Origin of the sequence: Paucihalobacter ruber (genome assembly GCF_006494535.1) — a bacterium.
GTDB classification, from domain to species: Bacteria; Bacteroidota; Bacteroidia; order Flavobacteriales; family Flavobacteriaceae; genus Paucihalobacter; species Paucihalobacter ruber.
In genome coordinates, this window is the sequence record NZ_VHIQ01000006.1 from 263458 (window position 1) to 286196 (window position 22739).

The 22739-nt window shown below is 36.7% G+C and carries 24 protein-coding genes and 1 other RNA gene; 15 read left to right on the forward strand and 10 right to left on the reverse strand.

Features of this window, described 5'->3' with window-relative positions:
• Nucleotides 1-32: 32 nt before the first annotated feature.
• The 4 genes from FJ651_RS13045 to FJ651_RS13060 are packed head-to-tail and all read right to left on the reverse strand — an operon-like array spanning nucleotide 33 to nucleotide 2751.
• Nucleotides 33-302, reverse strand: coding sequence for a CD225/dispanin family protein (locus FJ651_RS13045; protein ID WP_140990977.1), 270 nt, complete (start codon nucleotides 300-302; stop codon nucleotides 33-35).
• A 6-nt stretch (nucleotides 303-308) separates the two neighbouring features.
• On the reverse strand, nucleotides 309-644 hold the full coding sequence (locus FJ651_RS13050) for a CCC motif membrane protein (RefSeq protein ID WP_140990978.1): 336 nt from the start codon (nucleotides 642-644) through the stop codon (nucleotides 309-311).
• Nucleotides 645-655: 11 nt separating this feature from the next.
• Nucleotides 656-967, reverse strand: a complete 312-nt coding sequence (locus FJ651_RS13055; RefSeq protein WP_140990979.1) for a DUF2752 domain-containing protein — start codon at nucleotides 965-967, stop codon at nucleotides 656-658.
• 20 nt (nucleotides 968-987) lie between these two features.
• Entirely contained in the window at nucleotides 988-2751 is a 1764-nt protein-coding gene (locus FJ651_RS13060; RefSeq protein WP_140990980.1) for a T9SS type A sorting domain-containing protein, read from the reverse strand.
• Nucleotides 2752-2861: 110 nt separating this feature from the next.
• Between FJ651_RS13060 and FJ651_RS13065 the strand changes: the two genes are divergently transcribed.
• Both FJ651_RS13065 and FJ651_RS13070 read left to right on the forward strand, forming a co-directional pair.
• On the forward strand, nucleotides 2862-3062 hold the full coding sequence (locus FJ651_RS13065; RefSeq protein WP_246085368.1) for a hypothetical protein: 201 nt from the start codon (nucleotides 2862-2864) through the stop codon (nucleotides 3060-3062).
• Complete coding sequence (locus FJ651_RS13070) at nucleotides 3063-3620, forward strand: Smr/MutS family protein (RefSeq protein ID WP_140990981.1); 558 nt, start codon at nucleotides 3063-3065, stop codon at nucleotides 3618-3620.
• On the opposite strand, the gene FJ651_RS13075 is transcribed toward FJ651_RS13070, so the two are convergent.
• Nucleotides 3613-4536, reverse strand: a complete 924-nt coding sequence (locus FJ651_RS13075) for a hypothetical protein (RefSeq protein ID WP_140990982.1) — start codon at nucleotides 4534-4536, stop codon at nucleotides 3613-3615. The genes FJ651_RS13070 and FJ651_RS13075 overlap by 8 nt on opposite strands.
• 90 nt (nucleotides 4537-4626) lie before the next feature.
• Between FJ651_RS13075 and FJ651_RS13080 the strand changes: the two genes are divergently transcribed.
• Together FJ651_RS13080 and FJ651_RS13085 are read left to right on the forward strand one after the other, a co-directional pair.
• A complete protein-coding gene (locus FJ651_RS13080; RefSeq protein ID WP_140990983.1) occupies nucleotides 4627-5766 on the forward strand; it encodes a cysteine desulfurase family protein in 1140 nt (379 codons plus the stop codon).
• The gene (locus FJ651_RS13085; RefSeq protein WP_140990984.1) at nucleotides 5767-6555 is read left to right on the forward strand and encodes an alpha/beta fold hydrolase; all 789 of its coding nucleotides are present in this window, start codon (nucleotides 5767-5769) and stop codon (nucleotides 6553-6555) included.
• Here the strand turns inward: FJ651_RS13085 and FJ651_RS13090 are convergent.
• Both FJ651_RS13090 and FJ651_RS13095 read right to left on the reverse strand, forming a co-directional pair.
• Nucleotides 6552-8969, reverse strand: a complete 2418-nt coding sequence (locus FJ651_RS13090; RefSeq protein WP_140991033.1) for a TonB-dependent receptor — start codon at nucleotides 8967-8969, stop codon at nucleotides 6552-6554. The genes FJ651_RS13085 and FJ651_RS13090 overlap by 4 nt on opposite strands.
• Nucleotides 8970-9032: 63 nt before the next feature.
• Nucleotides 9033-10727: a M23 family metallopeptidase gene (locus FJ651_RS13095; RefSeq protein WP_140990985.1), complete on the reverse strand. Its 1695-nt coding sequence runs from the start codon at nucleotides 10725-10727 to the stop codon at nucleotides 9033-9035.
• A gap of 177 nt (nucleotides 10728-10904) precedes the next feature.
• On the opposite strand from FJ651_RS13095, the gene FJ651_RS13100 reads away from it, so the two are divergent.
• From FJ651_RS13100 to FJ651_RS13120, 5 genes are all read left to right on the forward strand, one after another.
• A complete protein-coding gene (locus tag FJ651_RS13100) occupies nucleotides 10905-11195 on the forward strand; it encodes a hypothetical protein (protein ID WP_140990986.1) in 291 nt (96 codons plus the stop codon).
• A gap of 3 nt (nucleotides 11196-11198) precedes the next feature.
• Nucleotides 11199-11492, forward strand: a complete 294-nt coding sequence (locus tag FJ651_RS13105; protein ID WP_140990987.1) for a cell division protein ZapA — start codon at nucleotides 11199-11201, stop codon at nucleotides 11490-11492.
• Nucleotides 11493-11546: 54 nt separating this feature from the next.
• Nucleotides 11547-11652, forward strand: a non-coding RNA gene (ssrS, locus tag FJ651_RS13110) — 6S RNA.
• Nucleotides 11653-11707: 55 nt separating this feature from the next.
• On the forward strand, nucleotides 11708-13285 hold the full coding sequence (gene rny / locus FJ651_RS13115; protein WP_140990988.1) for a ribonuclease Y: 1578 nt from the start codon (nucleotides 11708-11710) through the stop codon (nucleotides 13283-13285).
• Between the two features lie 169 nt (nucleotides 13286-13454).
• Complete coding sequence (locus tag FJ651_RS13120; protein WP_140990989.1) at nucleotides 13455-13886, forward strand: FKBP-type peptidyl-prolyl cis-trans isomerase; 432 nt, start codon at nucleotides 13455-13457, stop codon at nucleotides 13884-13886.
• Nucleotides 13887-14235: 349 nt separating this feature from the next.
• Here the strand turns inward: FJ651_RS13120 and xerD are convergent, their stop codons facing one another.
• Nucleotides 14236-15153: a site-specific tyrosine recombinase XerD gene (gene xerD, locus FJ651_RS13125; RefSeq protein ID WP_140990990.1), complete on the reverse strand. Its 918-nt coding sequence runs from the start codon at nucleotides 15151-15153 to the stop codon at nucleotides 14236-14238.
• A gap of 138 nt (nucleotides 15154-15291) precedes the next feature.
• Here xerD and FJ651_RS13130 point away from each other — a divergent pair, with 138 nt between their 5' ends.
• The 4 genes from FJ651_RS13130 (at nucleotide 15292) to FJ651_RS13145 (ending at nucleotide 17847) form a co-directional block, all read left to right on the forward strand.
• A complete protein-coding gene (locus tag FJ651_RS13130; RefSeq protein WP_140990991.1) occupies nucleotides 15292-15846 on the forward strand; it encodes a porin family protein in 555 nt (184 codons plus the stop codon).
• Nucleotides 15847-16116: 270 nt separating this feature from the next.
• The gene (locus FJ651_RS13135; protein ID WP_140990992.1) at nucleotides 16117-16614 is read left to right on the forward strand and encodes an outer membrane beta-barrel protein; all 498 of its coding nucleotides are present in this window, start codon (nucleotides 16117-16119) and stop codon (nucleotides 16612-16614) included.
• Between the two features lie 78 nt (nucleotides 16615-16692).
• Nucleotides 16693-17112 carry a type II 3-dehydroquinate dehydratase gene (aroQ, locus tag FJ651_RS13140; RefSeq protein ID WP_140990993.1) on the forward strand — a complete coding sequence of 140 codons (420 nt, stop codon included), beginning with the start codon at nucleotides 16693-16695 and terminating at the stop codon, nucleotides 17110-17112.
• A gap of 252 nt (nucleotides 17113-17364) precedes the next feature.
• Nucleotides 17365-17847 carry an outer membrane beta-barrel protein gene (locus tag FJ651_RS13145; protein ID WP_140990994.1) on the forward strand — a complete coding sequence of 161 codons (483 nt, stop codon included), beginning with the start codon at nucleotides 17365-17367 and terminating at the stop codon, nucleotides 17845-17847.
• Between the two features lie 111 nt (nucleotides 17848-17958).
• Here FJ651_RS13145 and lpdA read toward each other — a convergent pair whose 3' ends face one another.
• Nucleotides 17959-19335: a dihydrolipoyl dehydrogenase gene (gene lpdA, locus FJ651_RS13150; RefSeq protein ID WP_140990995.1), complete on the reverse strand. Its 1377-nt coding sequence runs from the start codon at nucleotides 19333-19335 to the stop codon at nucleotides 17959-17961.
• A 121-nt stretch (nucleotides 19336-19456) separates the two neighbouring features.
• Nucleotides 19457-19948 carry a peptide-methionine (R)-S-oxide reductase MsrB gene (msrB, locus tag FJ651_RS13155; RefSeq protein ID WP_140990996.1) on the reverse strand — a complete coding sequence of 164 codons (492 nt, stop codon included), beginning with the start codon at nucleotides 19946-19948 and terminating at the stop codon, nucleotides 19457-19459.
• Nucleotides 19949-20191: 243 nt separating this feature from the next.
• Between msrB and glgA the strand changes: the two genes are divergently transcribed.
• A complete protein-coding gene (gene glgA / locus FJ651_RS13160; protein ID WP_140990997.1) occupies nucleotides 20192-21397 on the forward strand; it encodes a glycogen synthase in 1206 nt (401 codons plus the stop codon).
• A 2-nt stretch (nucleotides 21398-21399) separates the two neighbouring features.
• Nucleotides 21400-22665 (forward strand): glucose-1-phosphate adenylyltransferase, encoded by a 1266-nt coding sequence (locus FJ651_RS13165; protein ID WP_140990998.1) that lies wholly within the window; start codon nucleotides 21400-21402, stop codon nucleotides 22663-22665.
• The last annotated feature ends 74 nt before the right edge of the window (nucleotides 22666-22739 follow it).

The following is a 22739-nucleotide window of genomic DNA, read 5'->3' on the forward strand; positions in this document are numbered from 1 at the left end:
TCGCTATTATTATTTTAAAACCAATATGTAGTTTAGCTATTTGCAAGAGCGGCAAAAAATGCAAATCCAAAAATGGCAATATAGATGATTAGTCCTGCCAATGCTACAACTATAGATACAATCGCCCATGTTTTAGCATTGTTTGATGCGCGTTGAGCACCTTCGTAATCTTCATTAAAATAAGCATCATTGACTTTAGTGGCATAAACAATACTAACAATTCCCGCCGGTAAGCAGCATAATATGGTACTGATGATAGCAATAGCCAGATAACTGGGTGGTTTTGGTGGTCTGTTTTCCATGATTTTTTATTGGTTTTGTTGTAATTCTAGTAAGCGCTCTTGAAGTAATTCTTGATTTGTAATAACATCCCATCCAAACATAGATAAGAAAATCAAAAACATAACTAGATACAATACGCTTAAAATTACACCAATAATCCCCATAATGAAACCAGCATTCACATTACCAATACCGGTGTACTCATCTGGATTTGATTTATAAAGTTTTTTATCTTTTAGACCAAAAATGATGGCCACAATTCCAAAAATTAATCCGGGTAATCCATAAAAGCAGCATCCTACAATAGATAAAATACCCATGATTAAAACCAATGTGCTGTTAGGTAGTTTTTGTTGTTCCATGTGTTAAAAGTTTAAGTGATTTTTAAAATATAGTTAGTAATAATAATGATGATATTAGTTACAAATAAAGCTAAAATAATTTTATGTCCGTGTTTGAAATTAAATTTTAAATGCAGTAAAAGGGTTCCAAATAGGAGTATGAGCGTATAAATAGCCGGATACATTTTAAATGCGGCGCTAAATTCTCCTTGAAATAACAAAACCATTGAGCGTTGCATGCCACAGCCAAAACATTCTAAACCAAAGCTTTTTTTCCACATACAAGGAATAAGGTGGTCATCCACTTTGCCGACTACAGCTGAAACATTTAATATCTTTATCATTGATGAAAGATAATAAAACATCAATTTTTTATAATAACCTTTTTACTCAAACTATTGCCCGAAGTACTTTTAATAGAAGCGATATAAACACCATCACTCAATTTTGCAGTATCAAAGTTATATTCAGATTGAGCTCCTAATTGAGATTTAGTGATCACTTGTTTTCCGGAAATATCGATTAAACTAAAGTGTTCAAGATCTAAAAGTGTGGGATTCATCAATAATAAGTTAGCGTTAGAATTGTCTTGAACAACCCTAAAGTTAGAAGTGATAAATTCGTCGTTAGATAAAGTGCCTCTATTAAAAGTGATTTCAAATCGGTTGGAATAGGTTCCTGCCGCTATATTGATATTGTAATCTTGTTTTTTAAGGTTAACATACACATCGTATTTACTATCAAATAAATAGATAGGTTGTCGATCTTCAAAATTTTGAATATCTACAATTCTAAAACGCAATGGCTGATTGTTTTCGGCATTAACTTCGATGGGGATTCTTAAAGATTCACGGTAATCATGCGCTTGAATTACAAATTTATTATCGTCTAAAGTCCAATACGCATCACTCGCAGGTCCGCCAGGTCTGTGACCTTCCAATCCACGGTCAAAACCATCAGTGGCAGTGTGGTGAAAGTTGTGCAACAATTGTCTGGTATATAAATCGTTAAAATCAATGTTGATTCTAAAGCGTTTATAATCTTCAGGTACTTGATAAAATGGACTGTTCTCTTCAGGCGTTTCTACTTCAGTACTTCTAAAAAAGAAACTATCAGCTCCTTCCTGAACAAAAGCGCGGTGCTCGTTTTTAACGGTTACTATGCCATTATTTGAGCCTCTTACCAAAAATCCCTGCCCGATAGGTTGGTAGCGTCTAGCTATTTTAATACCAAAACCCACAGGAGTTGGTGGTATAGGTGGAGAACCTGTAACAACATTTCCAGAACCATCGTATGTGAAAAATGGTGCATTGACGAAATTTTCTAAATAATCTGGTGCAGGACCGTAGGTTAGAATTCCATATCCACCAACATAATCGGCAATAAAATGTGAGTCTGCACCTTCCTCTTGTTCCCAAAAATATAATTCGCCAGATATGGTATTTAGATTTGCTGGATCATTAACAAATAAGGCCGCATCTAAAGCAGAAGGATATGGATTTCCAATAAGCGTAAAATTTCCAGCCAAAACATCGTTTTGAACATCACCATTATTGGGCTTACCTCTAAAATCATAAACTTGTTCAATAGGAGCATTTTCACCAAAACCTTTCATAGTAAAGCCCAACCCCGGCGCAATAGGTAGACTACTTCCTACATATATCCAATCGTTGTATTGGTTAGACGTAGTAAAAGTGTAAAGCCAACGACTTGAAATAGTAAGTCCTGGTGAAGGAGTACCATCTAGAGCAGTTGTGAAAGGCACATTATTACTCGAAATTAGTCCAGTAGACTCATGAATAAGGTCTACTCTAAAAGGTTCATTTGTCGCGGCCATTGAGCTAGCGCCAATAGGTGAACACCAATAATTGTATGCAAATTGATTGACTGTGCCGGTTTGTTGAATACTTAATTCGCCCATACCTCTATTGCCAACATTATCGTCTTGAAGTAATTGCGCACCATTTCTTAAATATAAAGTGCTTTGTTCATCTTTAAGGTTGACCTCATTTTGAACAAATAATTCCACGTTGTTTGCAAACACAAAATGATTACCTTGAACGTGGAGTTGAGCGTAAACCCCTAGGCAGGTAACTGCTGTTAAAAAACAGAGTGCTATTTTTTTCATCAACCTTTATATTTAATACCTTTTAAATTTAGAGTTTAAGTGAATTATGATTTACTTTTGTAGATGTATTTTCGATTAAATATCAAATTTATCGGTTAAATAACCTAAGAATGTCAAAATCTATTAATTATCTCCTTATTCTTGTCGGCGGATTGGTAGCCTTATACGCGCAGGCCGGAGAAACCCAAAATCAGTATTTATTAATTGGTGGTGTTGTTGTTTTGATGATGGGTTTATATCGAATTTCCAGAAATTTATCAAGTAAATCTGAAAGTTCAGATGATGATCAGCACCAACAAAACCCGGAGTAAATGGCAAAGTTTAAAATAGGCGATAAGGTTGCAGTCTTAGACGACGACATGGAAGGCGTTGTTAATGGCATTGAAGGTACTACCGTTACATTGTTAACATCTGAAGGATTTGAACTTGATTTTCAGGCTAAAGAACTAATTTCCATAAACAAAGACATCAGTATTGAAAACAACGTATTCAATTCTGAAATTAATCAAATCAAATCTTTAAAAGAGCAATCTCAAAAACCTAAACCTGTTGTAAAAATAAAGACCAAAGAAGTTTATAAGCCGATTATAGATTTACACATTCATCAATTGGTTGAAAAGACTGCTCATTTAACCAATTACGATATGTTGAATATTCAGCTCGACACGGCTAAATTTCAATTAGAACGTGCCATTGCCAATCGCACACCAAAAATTGTGTTTATTCATGGTGTGGGTGAAGGCGTGCTGAAAATGGAACTAGAAACTTTGTTGAGACGCTATGACAATGTTAGCTTTTACGAAGCCGACTTTAAAACTTACGGATTTGGCGCCACCGAAGTAAAAATCTTCCAGAATAAATCTAATTGAAAACAGGAAATTTCTGAACTGTTACGGTAGATACATTTTCCCCGAAGTCTAAGATGGTTTGGTTTAAAAAACTAAACTGAACGTTATTGACTTGAACTTTAATGGTATAGGTTCTAACCACCGCATGCGGTCTAAATGCTACAGCCGGTACAGAAGTACTTACATTTGGATTCAGGTAATCAGGTAGTCCACCGGGTTCTGTAATGTCATTTCTCGGGTTCTCATCTTGCAGAATATTTTCTTCATCGCGTGTCAATGCACCATCACCATCGTCATCGATATCAAGGTAATCAGGAATACCGTCACCATCAGTGTCTAACGGGTTAATTCTTGGATCGGTGTTTAAAGTATTTGGTGTTAACTCGTCACGCGTTAAAACATTATCACCATCATCATCTACATCTAAAAAATTTGGAATACCGTCGTTATCAGAGTCGTCGTCAAACAAGTTACCGTTGCCATTTACATCTTCAAATTCTGCGGGAATACCATCATTGTCATCATCTCGGGCAATAATGGTAATAATTACAGTTCCTGTGGGTGTGTCTTCTTCAGAACGTACAGAAACGTTAGCCGGCGGAATGGGATTACAAAATAAATCATTTCCGGTAACCGTACCATTGTAAACGCGATAATTTAAACGATTGGTGGTGCCATTAATATTGCGTTCAATGATGATAGTATCCTGAACTTGATTGAGTACTTCGTCAAAGGCAAATAAGGATTCAAGCGAAATACCCGATAAACTCAAGGCTAAAGATTCATTTTGAGCGTCGTTGATTTTGTAAAAAATTAATTGCCCGCATTCATTAATGGTGAATTCATCTTCAAAATCAAACGACAAGTCTATCAAATCACCGTCGTTACAAGCAGTTAATGTTATTAAAAATATTACAATTCCGAGAACCTTGCGCATTTATCCGTGTTTAAGTGTACAAAAATAAAGGTTTTAAGATATTATAACGAAGCCCTCAAAGAATAATTTTATTTGCTATACTTTTGCAGTATGCAAACCGTGTATTTAGATAACGCCGCTACAACAAGACTTAGAGACGAGGTTGTTGAGACTATGACCCAAGTTTTAAAAAATAACTTTGGAAATGCTTCATCGTCTCATAGTTATGGCAGAACTTCTAAATCTTTAATTGAATCTTGCCGAAAGGAAATCGCTTCTTTTTTTAAGGTGTCGGCTGCTGAAATTATTTTTACTTCAGGAGGCACCGAAGCTGATAATTTGGTCTTGTTAAGTGCGGTTAGAGATTTGGGTGTAGAACAAATTATTAGTACAAAAATCGAGCATCATGCTGTTTTACACACCATTCAGTATTTGCAAGCAACCTATAATATTGAAGTCAGCTATTTAGACCTCGATGCGCATGGTCATATTGATGTTGCTCAACTTGAAGAATTGTTACAATCCGATAAAAAACAACTGGTATCGTTGATGCATATCAATAACGAAATCGGAAATATATTGGATATCAAAAGAATAGCAAACATTTGTAAAGTTAATAATGCGCTATTTCACAGTGATACGGTTCAATCTATTGGCCATTATCATTTAGATTTGAGCGACATATCACTGGATTTTATGGCTGCCAGTGCGCATAAATTTCACGGTCCGAAAGGTGTTGGCTTTTGTTTCGTAAGAAAAAACAGTGGTCTGCAACCTATTTTGATAGGTGGTGAGCAGGAACGCGGACTCCGTGCCGGTACCGAAAGTATTCACAATATTGTAGGCATGACCAAGGCTTTGGAATTGGCCTATAAAAATCTGGAATCGGAAAAGCAATATATTCAAGAACTAAAATCTTATTTTATTGAACAACTTCAAGATATCGAAGGTATTGTGTTTAACGGTGATAGTGCAGCATTTGATAAAAGTACTTATACTATTATAAATGTGCAGTTTCCGTTAACTTCGACTAAAGCAGAAATGATGCAATTTCAATTAGATTTGAGAGGTATTGCCTGCTCAAAAGGTAGTGCCTGCCAAAGTGGAAGCAACCGGGTTTCTCATGTGCTGGCTGAAATTCAATCGGCTGAAATGTTAAAAAAACCTTCTATTCGTTTTTCCTTTAGTATTTTTAACACGAAAGAAGACATTGTCTATACAGTTAACGCCATAAAAGAATTGCTATCTTAAATGCTTAATTACAACACTTTTATTAATGATGTATCCAAATCATGGGTAACCTTTGTTCACGGTGCTGGTGGCAGTTCGTCTATTTGGTTTAAACAAATAAGAGCCTTTAAACAGGAGTTTAATGTGTTGGTTTTAGACTTGCGCGGGCACGGCAACAGCAAACCTCAGTTAAAGGATGCTTTTAATTCTAAGTACACCTTTGATTCTATAACCGCCGATATTCTTGAAGTGATTGATCATTTAAAAATAGAGAAATCGCATTTTGTGGGTATTTCGTTAGGTACTATTTTGATTAGAAATTTAGCTGAGAAACATCCGCATCGGGTTGAAAGTATGATCATGGGTGGCGCTATTATGAAACTGGATATGAGGTCGCAATTCTTAATGCGTGTTGGCGTCATTTTTAAATCTGTGATACCTTATATGTACCTCTACAAGTTTTTTGCCTTTATTATTATGCCTCGTAAAAATCATCGCGAGTCGCGTTCATTGTTTGTAAATGAAGCCAAAAAACTCTATCAAAAAGAATTTGTACGATGGTTTAAACTGACATCAGAAATCAATCCATTATTGCGATTTTTTAGGGCGAAAGACATTAAAATTCCAACCCTTTATGTAATGGGAGAACAGGATTACTTGTTTTTACCAACCATAAAAAAGGTGGTTTCTATGCATTCCGTTTCGCAATTGGTGGTGATTCCCGATTGCGGGCATGTGGTCAACTACGAGCGCCATGAGGCATTTAACAATACCACTATTAATTTTTTAAACAACCTAAGCATTTCTTAGAGTTGGGCCGATAGCCTTAAATTGAAAACCCTTGGTGTTAAAAAATTTGGAATGGCATACTGTGCTTTGCTGTTAACGTCTCTCACCCAGGTATTCGTAATCGAGTTTTGGTTGTTGAAGATGTTGTAGATTTCAAATCCAACCGACAATGATTTGAAATGACGTCTCCAATTATTATGAAGATCTCCAAGTTTAACAATATCGTATAGAAATCCGGCGTCGGCTCTGCGATAATCGCGCAGTCTTATTTGAAAATCGTATGGGTCTGCAAAACTTGGTGAACCACCGGGAACACCTGTGTTATAAACTAAATTGAGATACATTCGCAAGTCTGGAATATTGGGAACATAATCCTGAAACAGCACACCAAATTTTAATCGCTGATCGGTTGGTCTGGCAATAAAGCCACGATTATCGATATTTTCTTCAGTTTTTAAATAACCAAAGCTAAACCATGATTCGGTTCCCGGAACAAATTCACCATTCAACCTTAGGTCTAAACCGTAGGCATATGCTTCGGCGTTGTTTCTGGCGCGGTATCTTATTCTAACATTTTCAATAGTATAAGGATTCACATCGGTTAATCCTTTGTAATAGGCCTCGGCTACCAGTTTAAAAGGTCTGTCCCACATGGTAAAACTGTGCTCGCTTCCTAAAACCACATGAAAGGATTGTTGTGCTTTAACCTCGGGTCTTACGGTTCCCGTAGAATCTCTAAGCTCTCGATAAAATGGCGGTTGGTAATACATACCGCCGGCAACTCTAAACAACACATCGGCATCCCAATCGGGTTTAATGGCGAATTGCGCGCGCGGACTCACAACGGTTTGGTTATTTGAGTTAATGTTGTCACCACTAACAGTCCAACTGTGTGCTCTTACACCGGCGTTGTAATACACTTCGTGCTTGCCAATATAACCGCGTTTGCTCCATTGAAGTGCAGCCTGAAAACGGTCGACGTTTACAAAATTGGTAGCACGAATATTTTGAAAGGCTACCAACGGTCCCGTAAAGGGTTCGTAAGGTTGATTGTTTGGAATATTAAAGTTTGGCGGTCTAATTGAAAACCCGGCAGAGTCAATCACTTCCCATTCAACCAGGCGGTCTCTAAAATCTTCGCGGGTATAGCGAATAGACCATTCCAGATTAGACGATTCGTCTATTTTGTACTCGCCGTCGTGTTGAATATTGGTAATTAAGGCATCTAAATCGTTTCGGGCATGGGTTAACTGAGAACCGATACCTTCACTAAATTCTACTTCACCTAAATTTTCGTCGCCTATGTTGGTATTGACTTCACCCAATCGGTAACGCGCCAAGATATCAAAATATTCCTGTTCCTGAGTGTGATAGGCCGAAACAGTAAAGTTAAGTGTGAGTTTATCACTAGCGTAATAATCGGCTTTAAACGCGCCAAAAATGGTTTGATATTGCGATTTTTCCTGACCATCGTAAAACACCAGTAAAGCAACAGGGTTTTGTAAAGTTCCAAAGTTGGTTTGACGGTTTGAGGGTTCAAAATTATATTGGTTAAGCGAAATGTTTCCAAGGAAATTCAAGTGAAATTTATTCGAGAATTTATAGGTTAAATAGGTTTGTGCGTCTACAAAAACCGGCTCTACTGCGCCTTCGGTCTCCAGCGAATTCAACAATAAACTGTTATCTCTGTATCGCAAACCGGTTAAAGATGAAAATTTAGAATCTTTAGAAACAGTTTCAACCGCAACGCTGCCACCCAACAAACTCAAATCGGCTCTCACGCCAAAATCAACCGGATTTCGATAAGTGATATCTAACACAGACGAGAGTCTGTCTCCGTATTTAGCCTGAAAACCACCTGCCGAAAAATCAACATTTTCTACCAAATCAGTATTAACAAAGCTCAAGCCTTCCTGATTTCCGGAGCGAATTAAAAACGGTCTGTAAACCTCAATTCCGTTGACATAAACCAGGTTTTCATCAAAGTTTCCGCCTCTAACCGAGTATTGAGTGCTCAATTCGTTAGAAATGTTGACACCGGGTAAAGTTTTTAGAATATTTTCAACACCGGGTTGTGCACCTTTAATAGTTCTTAAAATTTGAGGTGAAATAGAGGTAACGCCTTCTACGTTTTTTCTTGTTTTTCCTGTTAAAACTACGGTTTCAATTTGTTCAACGTTAACCAGCATTACAGGATTAAATTCAAAATCTTCACCGGCTTGAAGATTGACTGTTATTTCAACGTTTTTATGATTTATATGGCTGAACCTTATCTTAACATTGGTATTAGCCGGAATTTTCAATAAATAAAATCCCGATACATCAGTAATTGTACCGTCATTATTGTTGCTTTGCACATTGACTTCAGCAATTGGCATTTTAAACTCATCTAAAACCACACCTTTAATAGTGGCAGTTTGAGCTAAACCAAGCATTGGCAGCAATACAGAAAAAAAGAAAAGGTGCTTAAAAAAAGGTTTCAAAAAGATACTGTTGGTTTACTTTCTAAAAAATGTTGCCTCAAATGTAGTACTATTTCCAACATTGTCAACAACAATTAGCTTTAATTCGTTTCTGGTATCTGTAACGACGTTATCGTTAAAATCGTGTGTAAGTGTATTGGTTTTATAGTCGTATTCCAACAAAATAAATTTACCGTTTACAGTAGCACGATAACTGCTAATACCCGAAAGGTCGTCGGTAATTTTAATTTTAAGATAGCGATAATTGCTTAACCATTTGCCATTTTGCCAATTAATTGGGGCTACCTGTGGTGCTTTGGTGTCATATTTTAAAGTGAATTCTCCAAGTGTTTTAGAGTATGCCGAAAGTGTGTTGTTGACCTTCATTGTAGGCAAGTGCAATGCGTTTTTTCTGTAGCCAACCAACCTGGCAATAAATAATTTGTTTTTGTCAACATCGTCATAGCCGCTCACATCATAATGAATACCAATATTATTTTGAAGTGGTATAATATCCTCATGTAATTTTAACGTGTCGCCGCTCACTTTAAATTTCAGGTTAACATCGTCGTAAAAGGTATTGGCAGGTATGTTAACGCTAACGTGCTGGTCTTCTATGATTGTAGCTTGATTGGCATAAACATATCTCAAGTCGGGATTGACTTCAAAATTTGTATTTTTCTCCGGCAGACTTTGTTTTTCGCCATCAATTGAAATATGGACTTGGGCTTTATTTCCCGCAAAATCTGAAACTACAATTTTATAGATGCTATGTGTGCTATCGGTTACTTTAATATAGCCGTTGTCTATGACATTTCTAAACAAACTTAATGGGTTGTTAGGTTCAACAAATAATTTTTGTACGAGGGAGCGTTTGGTTTTGTAGTGTTCGTAATCTATAAATCTGTTAAGGTGCGAGGTCTCATCAAAACTGAATTTTTTAAAATCAATTTCAAAATTTTTCACCCCGTTAAGATGTGTAGCAATATTGCTAACACCATTTTTGTTAGCGGCTAAATCCAGTAAATCATGACTGGTAATACCAAAACCAATGGTACCGAAAGCGGTGAAGGGTTCTATCTCATATTCATTATTGGCTTTAGGGATAATTCTCAGTTCTTTACGCTGATTTTTGCCGTTAATATAGCTGTACTTGTCTTTAGGGTACACGTAAATATTTTGAATGACCGGTGCTTTTGAATCTCGAGGGATCAAACCAAATAGCATAGGGTTGATTGGGCGTTCGAGGTTATCGCGAATTTCGTAATGTAAATGCGGACCACCTGAACTGCCGGTGTTTCCTGAATAAGCAATAACTTCTCCCTGAGTAACTTGAAGTTCATTGGCTACAGGGAATAATTCAATTTCGAAGATTTCACGCTGGTACTGTTCCTTCTTTAAATAGGCTTCTAGTTTGGGTGCCAATTTTTGCAAATGGGCATAAACAGTTGTGTAGCCATTTGGATGGGTTATATACAGCGCTTTGCCGTAACCATAATGAGCAATTTTTATTCGGCTCACATAGCCATCGGCAGCGGCGAGTACTTTAAGGCCTTCAGTTTGCTGTGTTTTAATATCCATGCCTGAATGGAAATGATTATTTCGTAATTCGCCGAATGTACCCGATAAAATAATGGGTATTTCCAGCGGACTATTAAAATAATCTTGCGGATAAGGATTTTGCGAAACAGCTAATTGAATCGATAACAATACGATAAACCAATATTTCATATCGAGGGATTTAAATGCTAAAATATTAATTTACTTTAAATTAAACACAAAAATCTAAACATTTTGATGACAATTAGTTAACAATTATTATTCCATTTATTAAAAAATAAATATAAAAGAATTGTCTTATTTAAATTGTAATGTTAACTTTGTTTCAATAAGATTGGTTCGCAATTTATGAGTCAGATTGAAGAAATTGTTGATTCTTTAGAGAATAAAATTAGTAAGATTTTGCACAAACAAGAAGTCTTGAAACAGGCCAACCAGCGTTTGTCTGAAGAATTACAGCAATATCAGCAACAAGTACGATCTTTACAGGAAGAAATTAGTTCTTGGACAGAAAAGTACGAGTCGCTCAAAATAGCCAATTCAATCTTGGGCAGTGATGAAGACAAACGTGATACAAAGCTTAAAATAAATACGCTAATTAGAGAAATAGATAATTGCATCACACAATTATCAGAGTAAGGCATGGCAGAACCTTTAAAAATAAAGCTTTCAATTGCAAACAGGGTTTATCCTTTAACAATTGAACCCAATCAGGAGGAAGGCTTGAGAAAGGCGGCCAAGAGTATAGAAGGTATGATTAGCAAGTTTGAGCAGAGTTATTCCGTTAGAGATAAACAAGATGTTTTAGCCATGTGTGCTTTGCAGTTTGCAGCACAGTTAGAACAAAAAAGTATAGATAAAGTGACTTTAAATAAAGATGTTGAAGATAAGTTAACAGCTTTAAACGAGTTACTTCAAGAACATTTGAGTTCTTAACGTTCTTTAAAAATAAATAAGGTTACTGCCTACATTAGTTAATTTTTTTGATAAACTCAACACTAATTCTTTAAGGAGGGTGAGTTTAAGTTGTGAAAGCGTGCTGCCTTGAGCAGATTTTTGAGCAGCTTGTTAGCCCTAAACTTGTTTTAAGGAGTTTATACAAAATCCAAAACTAATGTAGGCTTTTTTTATATCATTAATTTAACACAAACATGGAAGTTAACACTATTATATTTATTGTTGTTGGTGTGATTGTGGGTGTAGTAGTTGGCTTTTTAATTGCCAAATCACTGGAAAAAGCCAGTGCATCTAAACTCATAGAATCTGCCAAATCTGAGGCTGAAGTCATCGTGAAACAAGCCAAATCTGAAGGCGAAAGTATCAAAAAGGACAAAATCCTTCAGGCTAAAGAAAAATTTATTGAACTTAAAGCAGCGCACGAAGAGGTGATTTTATCAAGAGATAAAAAAATTGCCGAGGCCGAAAAACGCATTAGAGATAAAGAATCGCAAGTGGCTAACGAGCTCGTTAAAAACAAAAAAACAAACGACGAGTTAGAGCAAAAAATTAATGACTACGACTTTAGATTGGAGTTCCTTGAAAAGAAAAAGGTAGAGTTGGAAAAGGCTCAAAAAAGCCAGATCAAACAACTTGAAGTTATTTCGGGGTTATCGGCCGAAGAAGCTAAAGAACAATTGGTAGAGTCTTTAAAAGCCGAAGCAAAAACCGATGCCATGGCCTATATTCAGGATACACTTGAAGAAGCCAAGCTTACGGCCCAACAAGAGGCCAAAAAAGTTATTATTAATACCATTCAGCGTATAGGAACAGAAGAGGCCATTGATAATTGCGTTTCTGTTTTTAATATAGAATCAGACGACGTTAAGGGTAGAATAATCGGTCGCGAAGGTCGAAATATTCGCGCCATCGAAGCTGCTACCGGTGTAGAAATTATTGTGGACGACACGCCAGAGGCCATTATTTTATCTTGTTTCGATTCGGTGAGGAGAGAAGTAGCACGTTTATCGTTACATCGCTTGGTAACCGACGGACGTATACATCCGGCGCGTATCGAAGAAGTAGTTAACAAAACTCAAAAACAAATAGAGCAGGAGATCATTGAAGTTGGAAAACGTACGGTCATTGATTTGGGTATTCACGGTTTGCATCCTGAGCTTATTAAGCTTGTTGGCCGAATGAAATACCGTTCATCTTACGGTCAAAACTTATTGCAACACTCGCGCGAGGTAGCGAAACTTTGCGGCGTTATGGCCGCTGAATTGGGTCTTAATCCAAAATTAGCCAAACGGGCCGGTTTGTTACATGATATTGGTAAGGTGCCCGATTCAGAAGCCGACATGGAAACACCACACGCCATCCTTGGTATGCAGTGGGCTGAAAAATACGGCGAAAAACCAGAAATCTGTAATGCCATTGGTGCTCACCACGACGAAATTGAAATGACAACTTTATTGTCGCCAATTATTCAGGTGTGTGATGCTATTTCAGGTGCCAGACCCGGTGCCAGACGTCAGGTGTTAGATTCGTATATCCAAAGGTTAAAAGATTTGGAGGATGTAGCATTTGGATTCAACGGTGTTAAAAAAGCGTATGCTATTCAAGCAGGTAGAGAACTACGTGTGATAGTTGAAAGCGAAAAAGTATCTGATGAATTGGCTGCAAAATTATCGTTCGAGATTTCTCAGAAAATTCAAACCGACATGACCTATCCGGGTCAGGTTAAGGTAACCGTTATCAGAGAAACTCGGGCCGTTAACATTGCCAAATAATCAAATCCTAAACTAGTTTATACAAGCCGAAACCTCAAGTTTCGGCTTTTTTGTTAAACATTCTTAAAATCCCGATAAATTGGTCTATTTCTTTGGCTTCCTACACATAAGCCTTACCTTTGCACAAACTTATAGCACAAGGTTATAAGACTATTACAAATTAAAATTTATGAGTCAAGTAAAAGCAAACGACACCGTTAAAGTACATTACACAGGAAGCATTACAGCCAATGGCGAAATTTTCGACAGCTCACTGGAACGTGAGCCTTTAGAATTTACCTTAGGTCAAGGAATGCTCATTCCTGGATTTGAAAATGGTGTTTTAAACATGAAAGTCAACGAAAAGAAAACCATTAATATCCCAAAAGAAGAGGCTTACGGCGTTGTAAGAGAAGAGTTGTTTCAAGAGGTAAGCAAACAAGAATTACCACCCGATTTAGAACCTCAGGTTGGTATGGGCTTGGTCTCTCGTGGACCCAACGGACAGGAGCACCAATTGCGCGTAGCACAGGTTAACGATAAAAGTATTGTGGTGGATGCCAATCACCCATTGGCCGGTCACGATTTAACTTTTGAATTAGAAGTTGTTGAAATAAAATAAATCACCACCTACCAAACAATTAAAGGTAACGTTCATTATTTGGGCGTTACCTTTTGCGTTTAAAGGGAGTCCTATGTAATAAAATTCATCTACGTAAAAGGTCGGGCTTTCCGCACTCGCGTCCCTCTTTCATGCCTTCTGCAGGCATGCATCAGGCGCGCTCAAACAATGCTCCAATCCCTAACGCGGTGAATAAATAACAAATTCCAAATTCTGAACTCCAAATTCCAATGACATTAGTTACAGGGACAAAATAGCAATCGGTTAATTCCAAATTCTTAATAACTCACCAACCCTCTTTCGGGTAAGCTCAAGAACTAAAAAGCTCACGGACTCATCAACTCACTAACTACAAAGCCCGTCTCGGATGAAATTTAGTAAGCACCTCTTTTAAATGGCTTCTGTCTAAGTGCATATAAATTTCGGTAGTTGTAATGCTTTCGTGACCCAGCATGAGCTGTATGGCACGTAAATCGGCACCGTTTTCAAGTAAATGCGTCGCAAATGAGTGTCTGAAGGTATGTGGCGAAATAGTTTTATTTAAATTGATGTCTTTAGCCAGATTTTTTATAATGGTAAAGACCATGGCGCGAGTAAGTGCACTGCCACGGTTATTTAAAAATAAGGTATCCTTAAATTCAGGTTTTATATTGATTTGGCTTCTAACCTCGGTGATATAGCGTTCTATCATTTTTTGAGACCCTTGGTTAATGGGGATAAATCGTTGTTTGTTTCCCTTTCCGGTGACTTTAATAAAACCTTCCTCGAAAAATAGATCAGATAACTTTAATCCTGTTAATTCACTAACCCGCAAGCCGCAGCTGTACAAGGTTTCTATCATTACTTTATCGCGCTCTCCAATTCTCACACCGTTAAACTCTCTCGTTAAATCAATGGCGGCAATCAGATTGTCAATATCTTTGGTGCTTAAGGTATCAGGTAGTTTGCGTCCCAATCGTGGTGCTTCAATTTGTTCAACCGGATTACCTTTTCGGTAGTTTTCAAAAATCAGGTAATTAAAAAAGCTTCGTAACCCGGAAATAATGCGGGCTTGAGATCGCGGTTTAACTTCTTTGGAAATATGATAAATAAAATCGGTAATGGTGTGATGATTAATGTTGATTGGAGTGATATCCTTTTCTGAATTCTCAAGAAAAAAGATGAGTTTTTGAATATCGTAAGCGTAATTATCGATAGAATGTTGAGACAAACCGCGCTCGATGTGTAAATAAGTTTTAAAGTCTGCCAGGGCATGTTCCCATTTCATCAGTAAATACAAGGATTTTCTGTTAATTCTGTTAATTTTTGAAAAGATATAAAAAATTACTTAAAAAAATTACTCAAAAAAATTATTAACTTCTAAATTTCTGTAAATTAGCTGTGTTAATTACTAATCTTTAAAAATATGAAAAAATCATTCTTCTTTTTATTTGCTTTTGCTTTATTTTTTTCGGCGCAAGCTCAAGTTTTGAGATTTGGTGTTAAAGCCGGTGCCAACTTCGCTGATTTTTCGGGCTCTGATGCCAAAGATCTTTCCTCCGAAATGAAAGTTGGTTTTCATATAGGTGCCTTAATTGAATTTAAATTGTTTGAAAACTTTTCTCTTCAACCAGAAGTAATGTACTCAACCAAGGGTGCTAAATTCGACAATATTGGAGAAATTGAAATCGATGACGTAGATTTAAATTATATTACAGTACCTGTATTAGCAAGATTTTACCTTATTTCAGATAAATTGAGTTTGGATGTCGGACCGCAATTTGCTTTTCTTATCGATGATAATCTTGAAGAAACTTTTGAAAGTAAATCTTTTGATTTTGCGGCCCTTGCCGGTTTGAGTTATCATTTTACCGATAATGTCTTTGCACAGTTAAGATATGTAGCCGGTTTAACCGATGTAAGCGAAGATGCTGAGATAAAAAATCAGGTGTTTCAAGTGTCTTTAGGGTATCGATTCTAAGCACATTTTTTTGATGTATTAAAGGTTGGCACGAAGTGTCAGCCTTTTTTTTGCAATAAAAATTAAGGTTGTTCTCTGATTAAAAAAGTTCATCATCCTGAGTAGATACCTTAAATTCAATAAAATTGTTAATAACTTAATATTTAAATAATTAATAATCATATAAATACGTATTATTGTTAATAAATAGGTTAATAATGTTAACTCAATATTATCAACTATAACAAAAATGTTATAAGTTAGCATTATCAATTTTAAAACTTAAAAATTATGAAAAAATTAATGATTGCTGCGTTTGCAGTTTTTGCATTTGCTCAGGTGAATGCGCAAGAATTTAAAGGTGGTATTAATCTTGGTTTGCCTGTTGGTGATGCAGGTGATGCCTACACTTTTAATATTACTGCCGACTTGAGTTACTTATGGGATGTGGCTGACAGTTTCCAAGCAGGTCTGGCTACCGGATTGTCTTACAATTTTGGAGATTCAATTGACTTAGGTGAATTTGGTTCATTCGATGTTGATGATGCATTATTTTTACCAATAGCAGGTGCTGCTCGCTATTCTTTTACCGACGACTTTGCCGTGGGTGTTGACTTAGGCTATGCTATCGGTCTTTCACCAAGTGGGAATGATGGTGGTTTTTATTATGCCCCAAGACTTGAGTATAGTTTTTCTGATTCCCTGGATCTTGTAGCAGCTTACAGAGGAATTAGCCTTGATGGTGGTTCGTTTGATGTACTTACCCTCGGACTTCAATTTGGATTCTAATATCCGTAAACTGAAATATTAAGAAAGGAAGCCAATCGGCTTCCTTTTTTTAATTAGTTTCTTTTGTAATTTTACAACATGAAAAAACTCATCATCATCAACGGTCCAAATCTAAATCTCCTCGGGGTTCGCGAACCTGAGATTTACGGCGATTTATCGTTTACCGATTTTTTAAATCTACTTCAAAAGAAATATTCACATGTAGATTTGCAGTACTTTCAGTCTAATATTGAAGGTGAAATTATCGATAAACTCCACGAAGTTGGTTTTAGTTATGACGGTGTCATTCTCAATGCCGCTGCTTACACGCACACTTCTGTTGGTATTGGCGATGCTGTAAAAGGCATTAAAACGCCGGTTGTTGAAGTGCATATTTCAAATACCTTTTCGCGTGAGGCTTTTAGACATACTTCTTATATTTCACCCAATGCAAAAGGTGTGATTATCGGCTTTGGAATGCAAAGCTACGAATTGGCGATTGAGAGTTTTTTGAAATAAAGAGAGAACTTTTACTTTAGATTTATTTTTTTTCTCACAGATGGCACAGATTAACACAGATTTTTTTTTGCTACTTTGAGAAATCAGTTTTTACTCCTAATGTTATCTGTGAGATAATAATTGCTTGTTGAAATATGCTTCGGTAACTAAAACATTAAAAATGGTCTTTTTAAAGTTATAGTTTTCTAAAAAAGAATAAATACCTCGCTGATGCGTTGTAACTTAACCTTTCAAATTTAAAATTCCAACCGAATGAAAAAGTTATACATTAAATTATTGGCTTGTTTTTGTTTTTTCACGTCGTCTATAGCTCAAGTTGATTCAGATTTTGGTGTTAAAGGCGGACTCAACCTTACCTTTTTTAAAGTCACCGAAGCTAATTTTGGAGATAGCGTTGAAACACAAACCGGTTTTTACGGTGGTGTTTTTATGGATTTTCATGTCAACGAGTTTTTCTCAATCCAACCGGAAGTTTTGTACATTGCCATAAACGATTTTAATTTTATTAACGCACCCATTTATGCCAAGTACCAAATCGCTAATAATTTGCACCTTCTGGCCGGGCCGAGTTTAAACTATTTCTTTGATTTTTTTAATGCCAAATTGAAAATAAGAGGCGATATAAGTACCGCCTATAATATTACACCTAAACTTGATGCGCATATCAAATTTACTTTAGGCTTCGAAGAAATCACACCCAACGGGTTGTTTTTTGGTTTGGGATATAAGCTATAAAAAAAAGACTGCCTTTTCAGACAGTCTTTAAATGGGCAACAAGTTTTACAAGTTACAAGGATCTTGTTGCCAAATTACAAGTGGTTTACAAGTGGTTTACAAGTGTTTTAATTACAAGTGTATAACTTCATCATAAGCATCTGCAACGGCTTCCATTACCGCTTCGCTCATGGTTGGATGCGGGTGAATAGTTTTTAATACTTCATGCCCGGTAGTTTCTAGCTTTCTTCCTAAAACAGCTTCCGCAATCATATCGGTAACGCCTGCACCAATCATGTGGCAGCCTAACCATTCGCCATATTTGGCATCAAAAATTACCTTTACAAATCCGTCTTTAGCACCCGAAGCACTTGCTTTTCCGGAGGCAGAAAACGGAAACTTTCCAACTTTAATATCGTAGCCCTGTTCTTTGGCTTGCTTTTCGGTTAAACCAACACTGGCAATCTCAGGTGAACAGTAAGTACAACCGGGTACGTTGCCGTAATCAATGGGTTCAACGTGGTGACCGGCAATTTTTTCAACACACAAAATACCTTCAGCCGAGGCAACGTGAGCCAATGCTTGTCCGGATGTAATATCGCCTATGGCATAATATCCCGGAATATTAGTTTGGTAGTATTTATTTACCAATACTTTATCTCTGTCTATTGCAATACCCACATCTTCTAAACCAATATTTTCAATATTAGATTTGATGCCAACTGCAGATAGTAATATGTCTGCTTCTAATACTTCTTCACCCTTGGAAGTTTTTACCGTAGCTTTTACTCCTTTTCCTGAAGTATCTACCTTAGTCACTTCAGAAGAAGTCATAATTTTCATGCCACTTTTCTTAAATGAACGCTCTAATTGTTTTGAAACTTCTTCATCTTCAACCGGCACAATATTGGGCATATATTCAACTATGGTGACCTCAGTTCCCATAGCGTTATAGAAATAGGCAAATTCAACACCAATAGCTCCTGAACCTACTATAATCATTTTTCCAGGTTGCTTTTCTAAGGTCATGGCCTTTCTATAACCAATTACTTTTTCGCCGTCTTGCGGTAAGCTTGGCAATTCTCTTGAGCGAGCACCCGTAGCAATAATGATGTGGTCGGCACTGTATTCTTTTCCGTCAACCTCTACCTTTTTGCCGGGTTTTACTTTACCAAAACCTTCAATAACCTCAATTTTGTTTTTCTTCATTAAAAACTGAACACCTTTACTCATACCATCGGCAACGTTTCTACTGCGTTTAACCACGGCATTGAAATCCTTATCGGCGCCTTTAACAGTTAAACCGTAATCCTCGGCATGATTAAGGTATTCAAAAACCTGTGCCGATTTTAGCAACGCTTTGGTTGGAATGCAACCCCAGTTAAGGCAAACGCCGCCTAAACTTTCTTTTTCAACAATGGCAACTTTAAAGCCTAATTGCGAAGCGCGAATTGCAGTAACATAACCTCCGGGACCACTTCCCAGAACAATAATATCGTATTTACTCATGAGTTGATGCTTAAAATTTATGAAAGCACAAATTTATAAAATTCAAAACTGAATTCACCATAAAGCAGGTTCAAAATATATTCTGAAAACTAACAACGGCAAAAAGTCTTGTGCCGGTTGCTTATGGTTTGTTGGTGTTTGTCGGAATAAACTCCAAAGCCACACCGTTGATGCAGTGTCTTTTTCCTGTAGTATTACGCGGTCCATCGTTAAATACATGACCTAAATGACTACCACAAGAGGCACAGTGTTCTTCGGTTCTTGGATAACCCAAATCGTAATCGGTTGAAAAGGCAACATTTCCCTTAATTTCGCGGTCAAAACTCGGCCAGCCACTACCGGAGTCGAATTTATGTTCGCTCTTAAATAGCGGAGTTTTACAAGCCGCACATGCATAAATACCTTTGTCGTAGTTCTTGTTAAGAGCACTTGACCACGGTCTTTCGGTGCCTGCTTCGCGCATAACATAATATTGTAAATCTGTTAGCTGCGCTTTCCACTCAGCTTCGGTTTTAGTTACTTTAAAGGTTTCTTTCTTCTCGTCAGTTTGTTGCGCTTTTCCATTGCAACTAAAAAGAAAAACAGTGAGAAGGCTAAGGGCTATTTTTTTCATTTCTTTTTTTTTGTAAAGATAAAAACTAAGCCATTAAGTGATAACCGATTTAACCTATTATTAATACAGAATAAACCAAAAAAACTTTTAAATTATTCGTATTTTTAAGGATTATAAAAGTGTTTTATATAAATTTAGAATTTTGATTTTTAGAAATTCACAAAAATAAACTAATAAACCTCTTTAAATCTTTTAAAAACCTTAAAAACAATATATTATAAATCATATTAGTAACTTAAACCAATGAAAGTACTTTTTTACACAAGAGAATATCCGCCTAATGTCTACGGTGGTGCCGGTGTTCACGTTGAATATTTAGCGCGAGAACTTTCAAAAATTATGCAGGTAGAAGTACGTTGCTTTGGTGAGCAAAATGAAACATCGACCAATCTTGACGTGAAGGGAATTGCTTTTGGAGGAAACGATTTTAAGAATTCTACGTCAGAGCTTCAATCGGTTTTTAAAACCCTGCAAACCTCGATTTTAATGAATTCTGAACCAACAAGCGCTCAAATTGTACACTGTCATACTTGGTATGCACAATTTGCGGGAATCGTAGCTAAGCTTTGTTATGGTATTCCGCTGGTAATTACCACGCATTCATTAGAACCATTGCGGCCATGGAAACGAGAACAATTAGGACGTGGTTACGATATGTCGAGCTGGATTGAAAAAACTGCTATAGAAATGGCTGATGCCATCATAGCGGTATCGAAAGGAACCAAACAAGAGGTGTTAGATCATTTTAATGTTGATGAAAATAAAATTCAGGTTATTTACAACGGTATCGATTTAAAGCAATATGTAACCGTTTCTCAAACCGATGTATTGGATAAATATGGTATTGATAAAACCTTACCCTATGTGTTGTTTGTTGGCCGCATTACAAGACAAAAAGGGATTATTCATTTGGTCAATGCCATTAAGTATATAGATAAAAACACTCAAATTGTGCTTTGTGCCGGCGCTCCTGATACTCCTGAAATTGCCCGAGAAATGGAACAAAGCGTTAAGCTTGTACAACAAGAACGCAACAACGTAATCTGGATAGAGGAAATGCTCGATAAAGACAGTGTTATTCAGTTGTACTCTCATGCGGCAGTGTTTTGCTGTCCGTCTATATACGAACCCTTCGGAATTATTAACATCGAGGCCATGGCATGCAATACCGCTGTAGTTGCCAGTGCTGTTGGTGGTATAAAGGAAGTGGTAATTGATGGTGAAACCGGAATTTTGGTGTCATTAGAACAACAAAAAGAAGCGCCTTTTGAACCTGTAAATCCCGATCAATTTTCAAGAGATTTGGCTGCCGGAGTTAATAAATTGGTAGCCGATAAAAACTTGAGAGAAACCATGGCGAAAAAAGGACGAGAGCGCGTAGAAACTACCTTCGACTGGATAGCCATTGCAGAAGAAACTAAATCATTATATAAAAAATTAATCAGCTAATTATGTACAACGAAAAAGTATTAAATATCATTCTTGGTGGCGGACAAGGGTCACGATTGTTTCCACTAACCGAAAAACGCTCAAAACCCGCTGTTTCAATAGCCGGAAAATACAGATTGGTAGATATTCCTATTTCCAATTGCATTAACTGTAATCTTAAAAGAATGTACGTTTTAACCCAGTTTAATTCTGCCTCGTTAAACCGACATATTAAAAACACCTACCATTTTAGTTTTTTCAGCTCGGCTTTTGTAGATGTTTTGGCAGCAGAACAAACCATTAGCAGTAACGAATGGTTTCAAGGTACTGCCGATGCGGTTAGACAAAGCATGCATCACTTTTTAAATCATGATTTTGAATATGCACTCATACTGTCTGGCGACCAGTTATATCAAATGGATTTTAATGAAATGATTGAGCAGCACATCAAATCTAATGCGCATATTTCGATTGCTACACAACCGGTAAATGCCAAAGAAGCTACTTCTTTTGGTATTTTAAAATCTGATAATGAACAAGTTATTACATCGTTTATTGAAAAACCATCAGCCGATCAATTACCCGGTTGGGAATCTGATGTTTCAGATGACATGAAAAACGTTGGTAGAGAATATCTGGCATCAATGGGTATTTACATTTTTAACAGAGATGTTTTAATAGACTTAATGAACAACCCTCATACAGTTGATTTTGGTAAAGAAATCATTCCGCAGTCTATTGGTACTCATAAAGTCATAAGCTACCAATATCCGGGTTACTGGACAGATATAGGAAATATTGAATCCTTTTTTGAAGCCAATATTGGCCTAACCGATGATATTCCAAAATTCAATCTATACGACAAAGAAAAGCGCATCTACACTCACGCGCGCATGTTGCCAACCTCGAAAATTAGTGGTACCGAATTGAAAAATGCCGTTATTGGTGATGGTTGCATAATTCACGCTGCCAGGATTGAAAAATCTGTGATTGGCATTCGTTCAAGAATAGGAAAAGATTCGGTTATTACCAATACCTATTTGATGGGTAGTGACCAGTATGAAACACTTGATGAAATTGCTGCCAATCACGTAGAAATATTAATGGGAGTGGGTGAGCGCTGTGTTATTAATAATTGTATCGTCGATAAGAATTGCAGAATTGGAGACGACGTGCATATTAATGGCGGTAAACATTTACCTGATGCAGAAACTGAAAATTACACCATTAAAGACGGAATTGTAGTTGTTAAGAAAGGTGCTGTGATTCAAAAAGGCTTTAAACTTTAATATATATAACTTCAGAGCAGTAATTTTTTATCATGATTAATTTTATATTTTTACCCCGATAATTAGTTGTATTT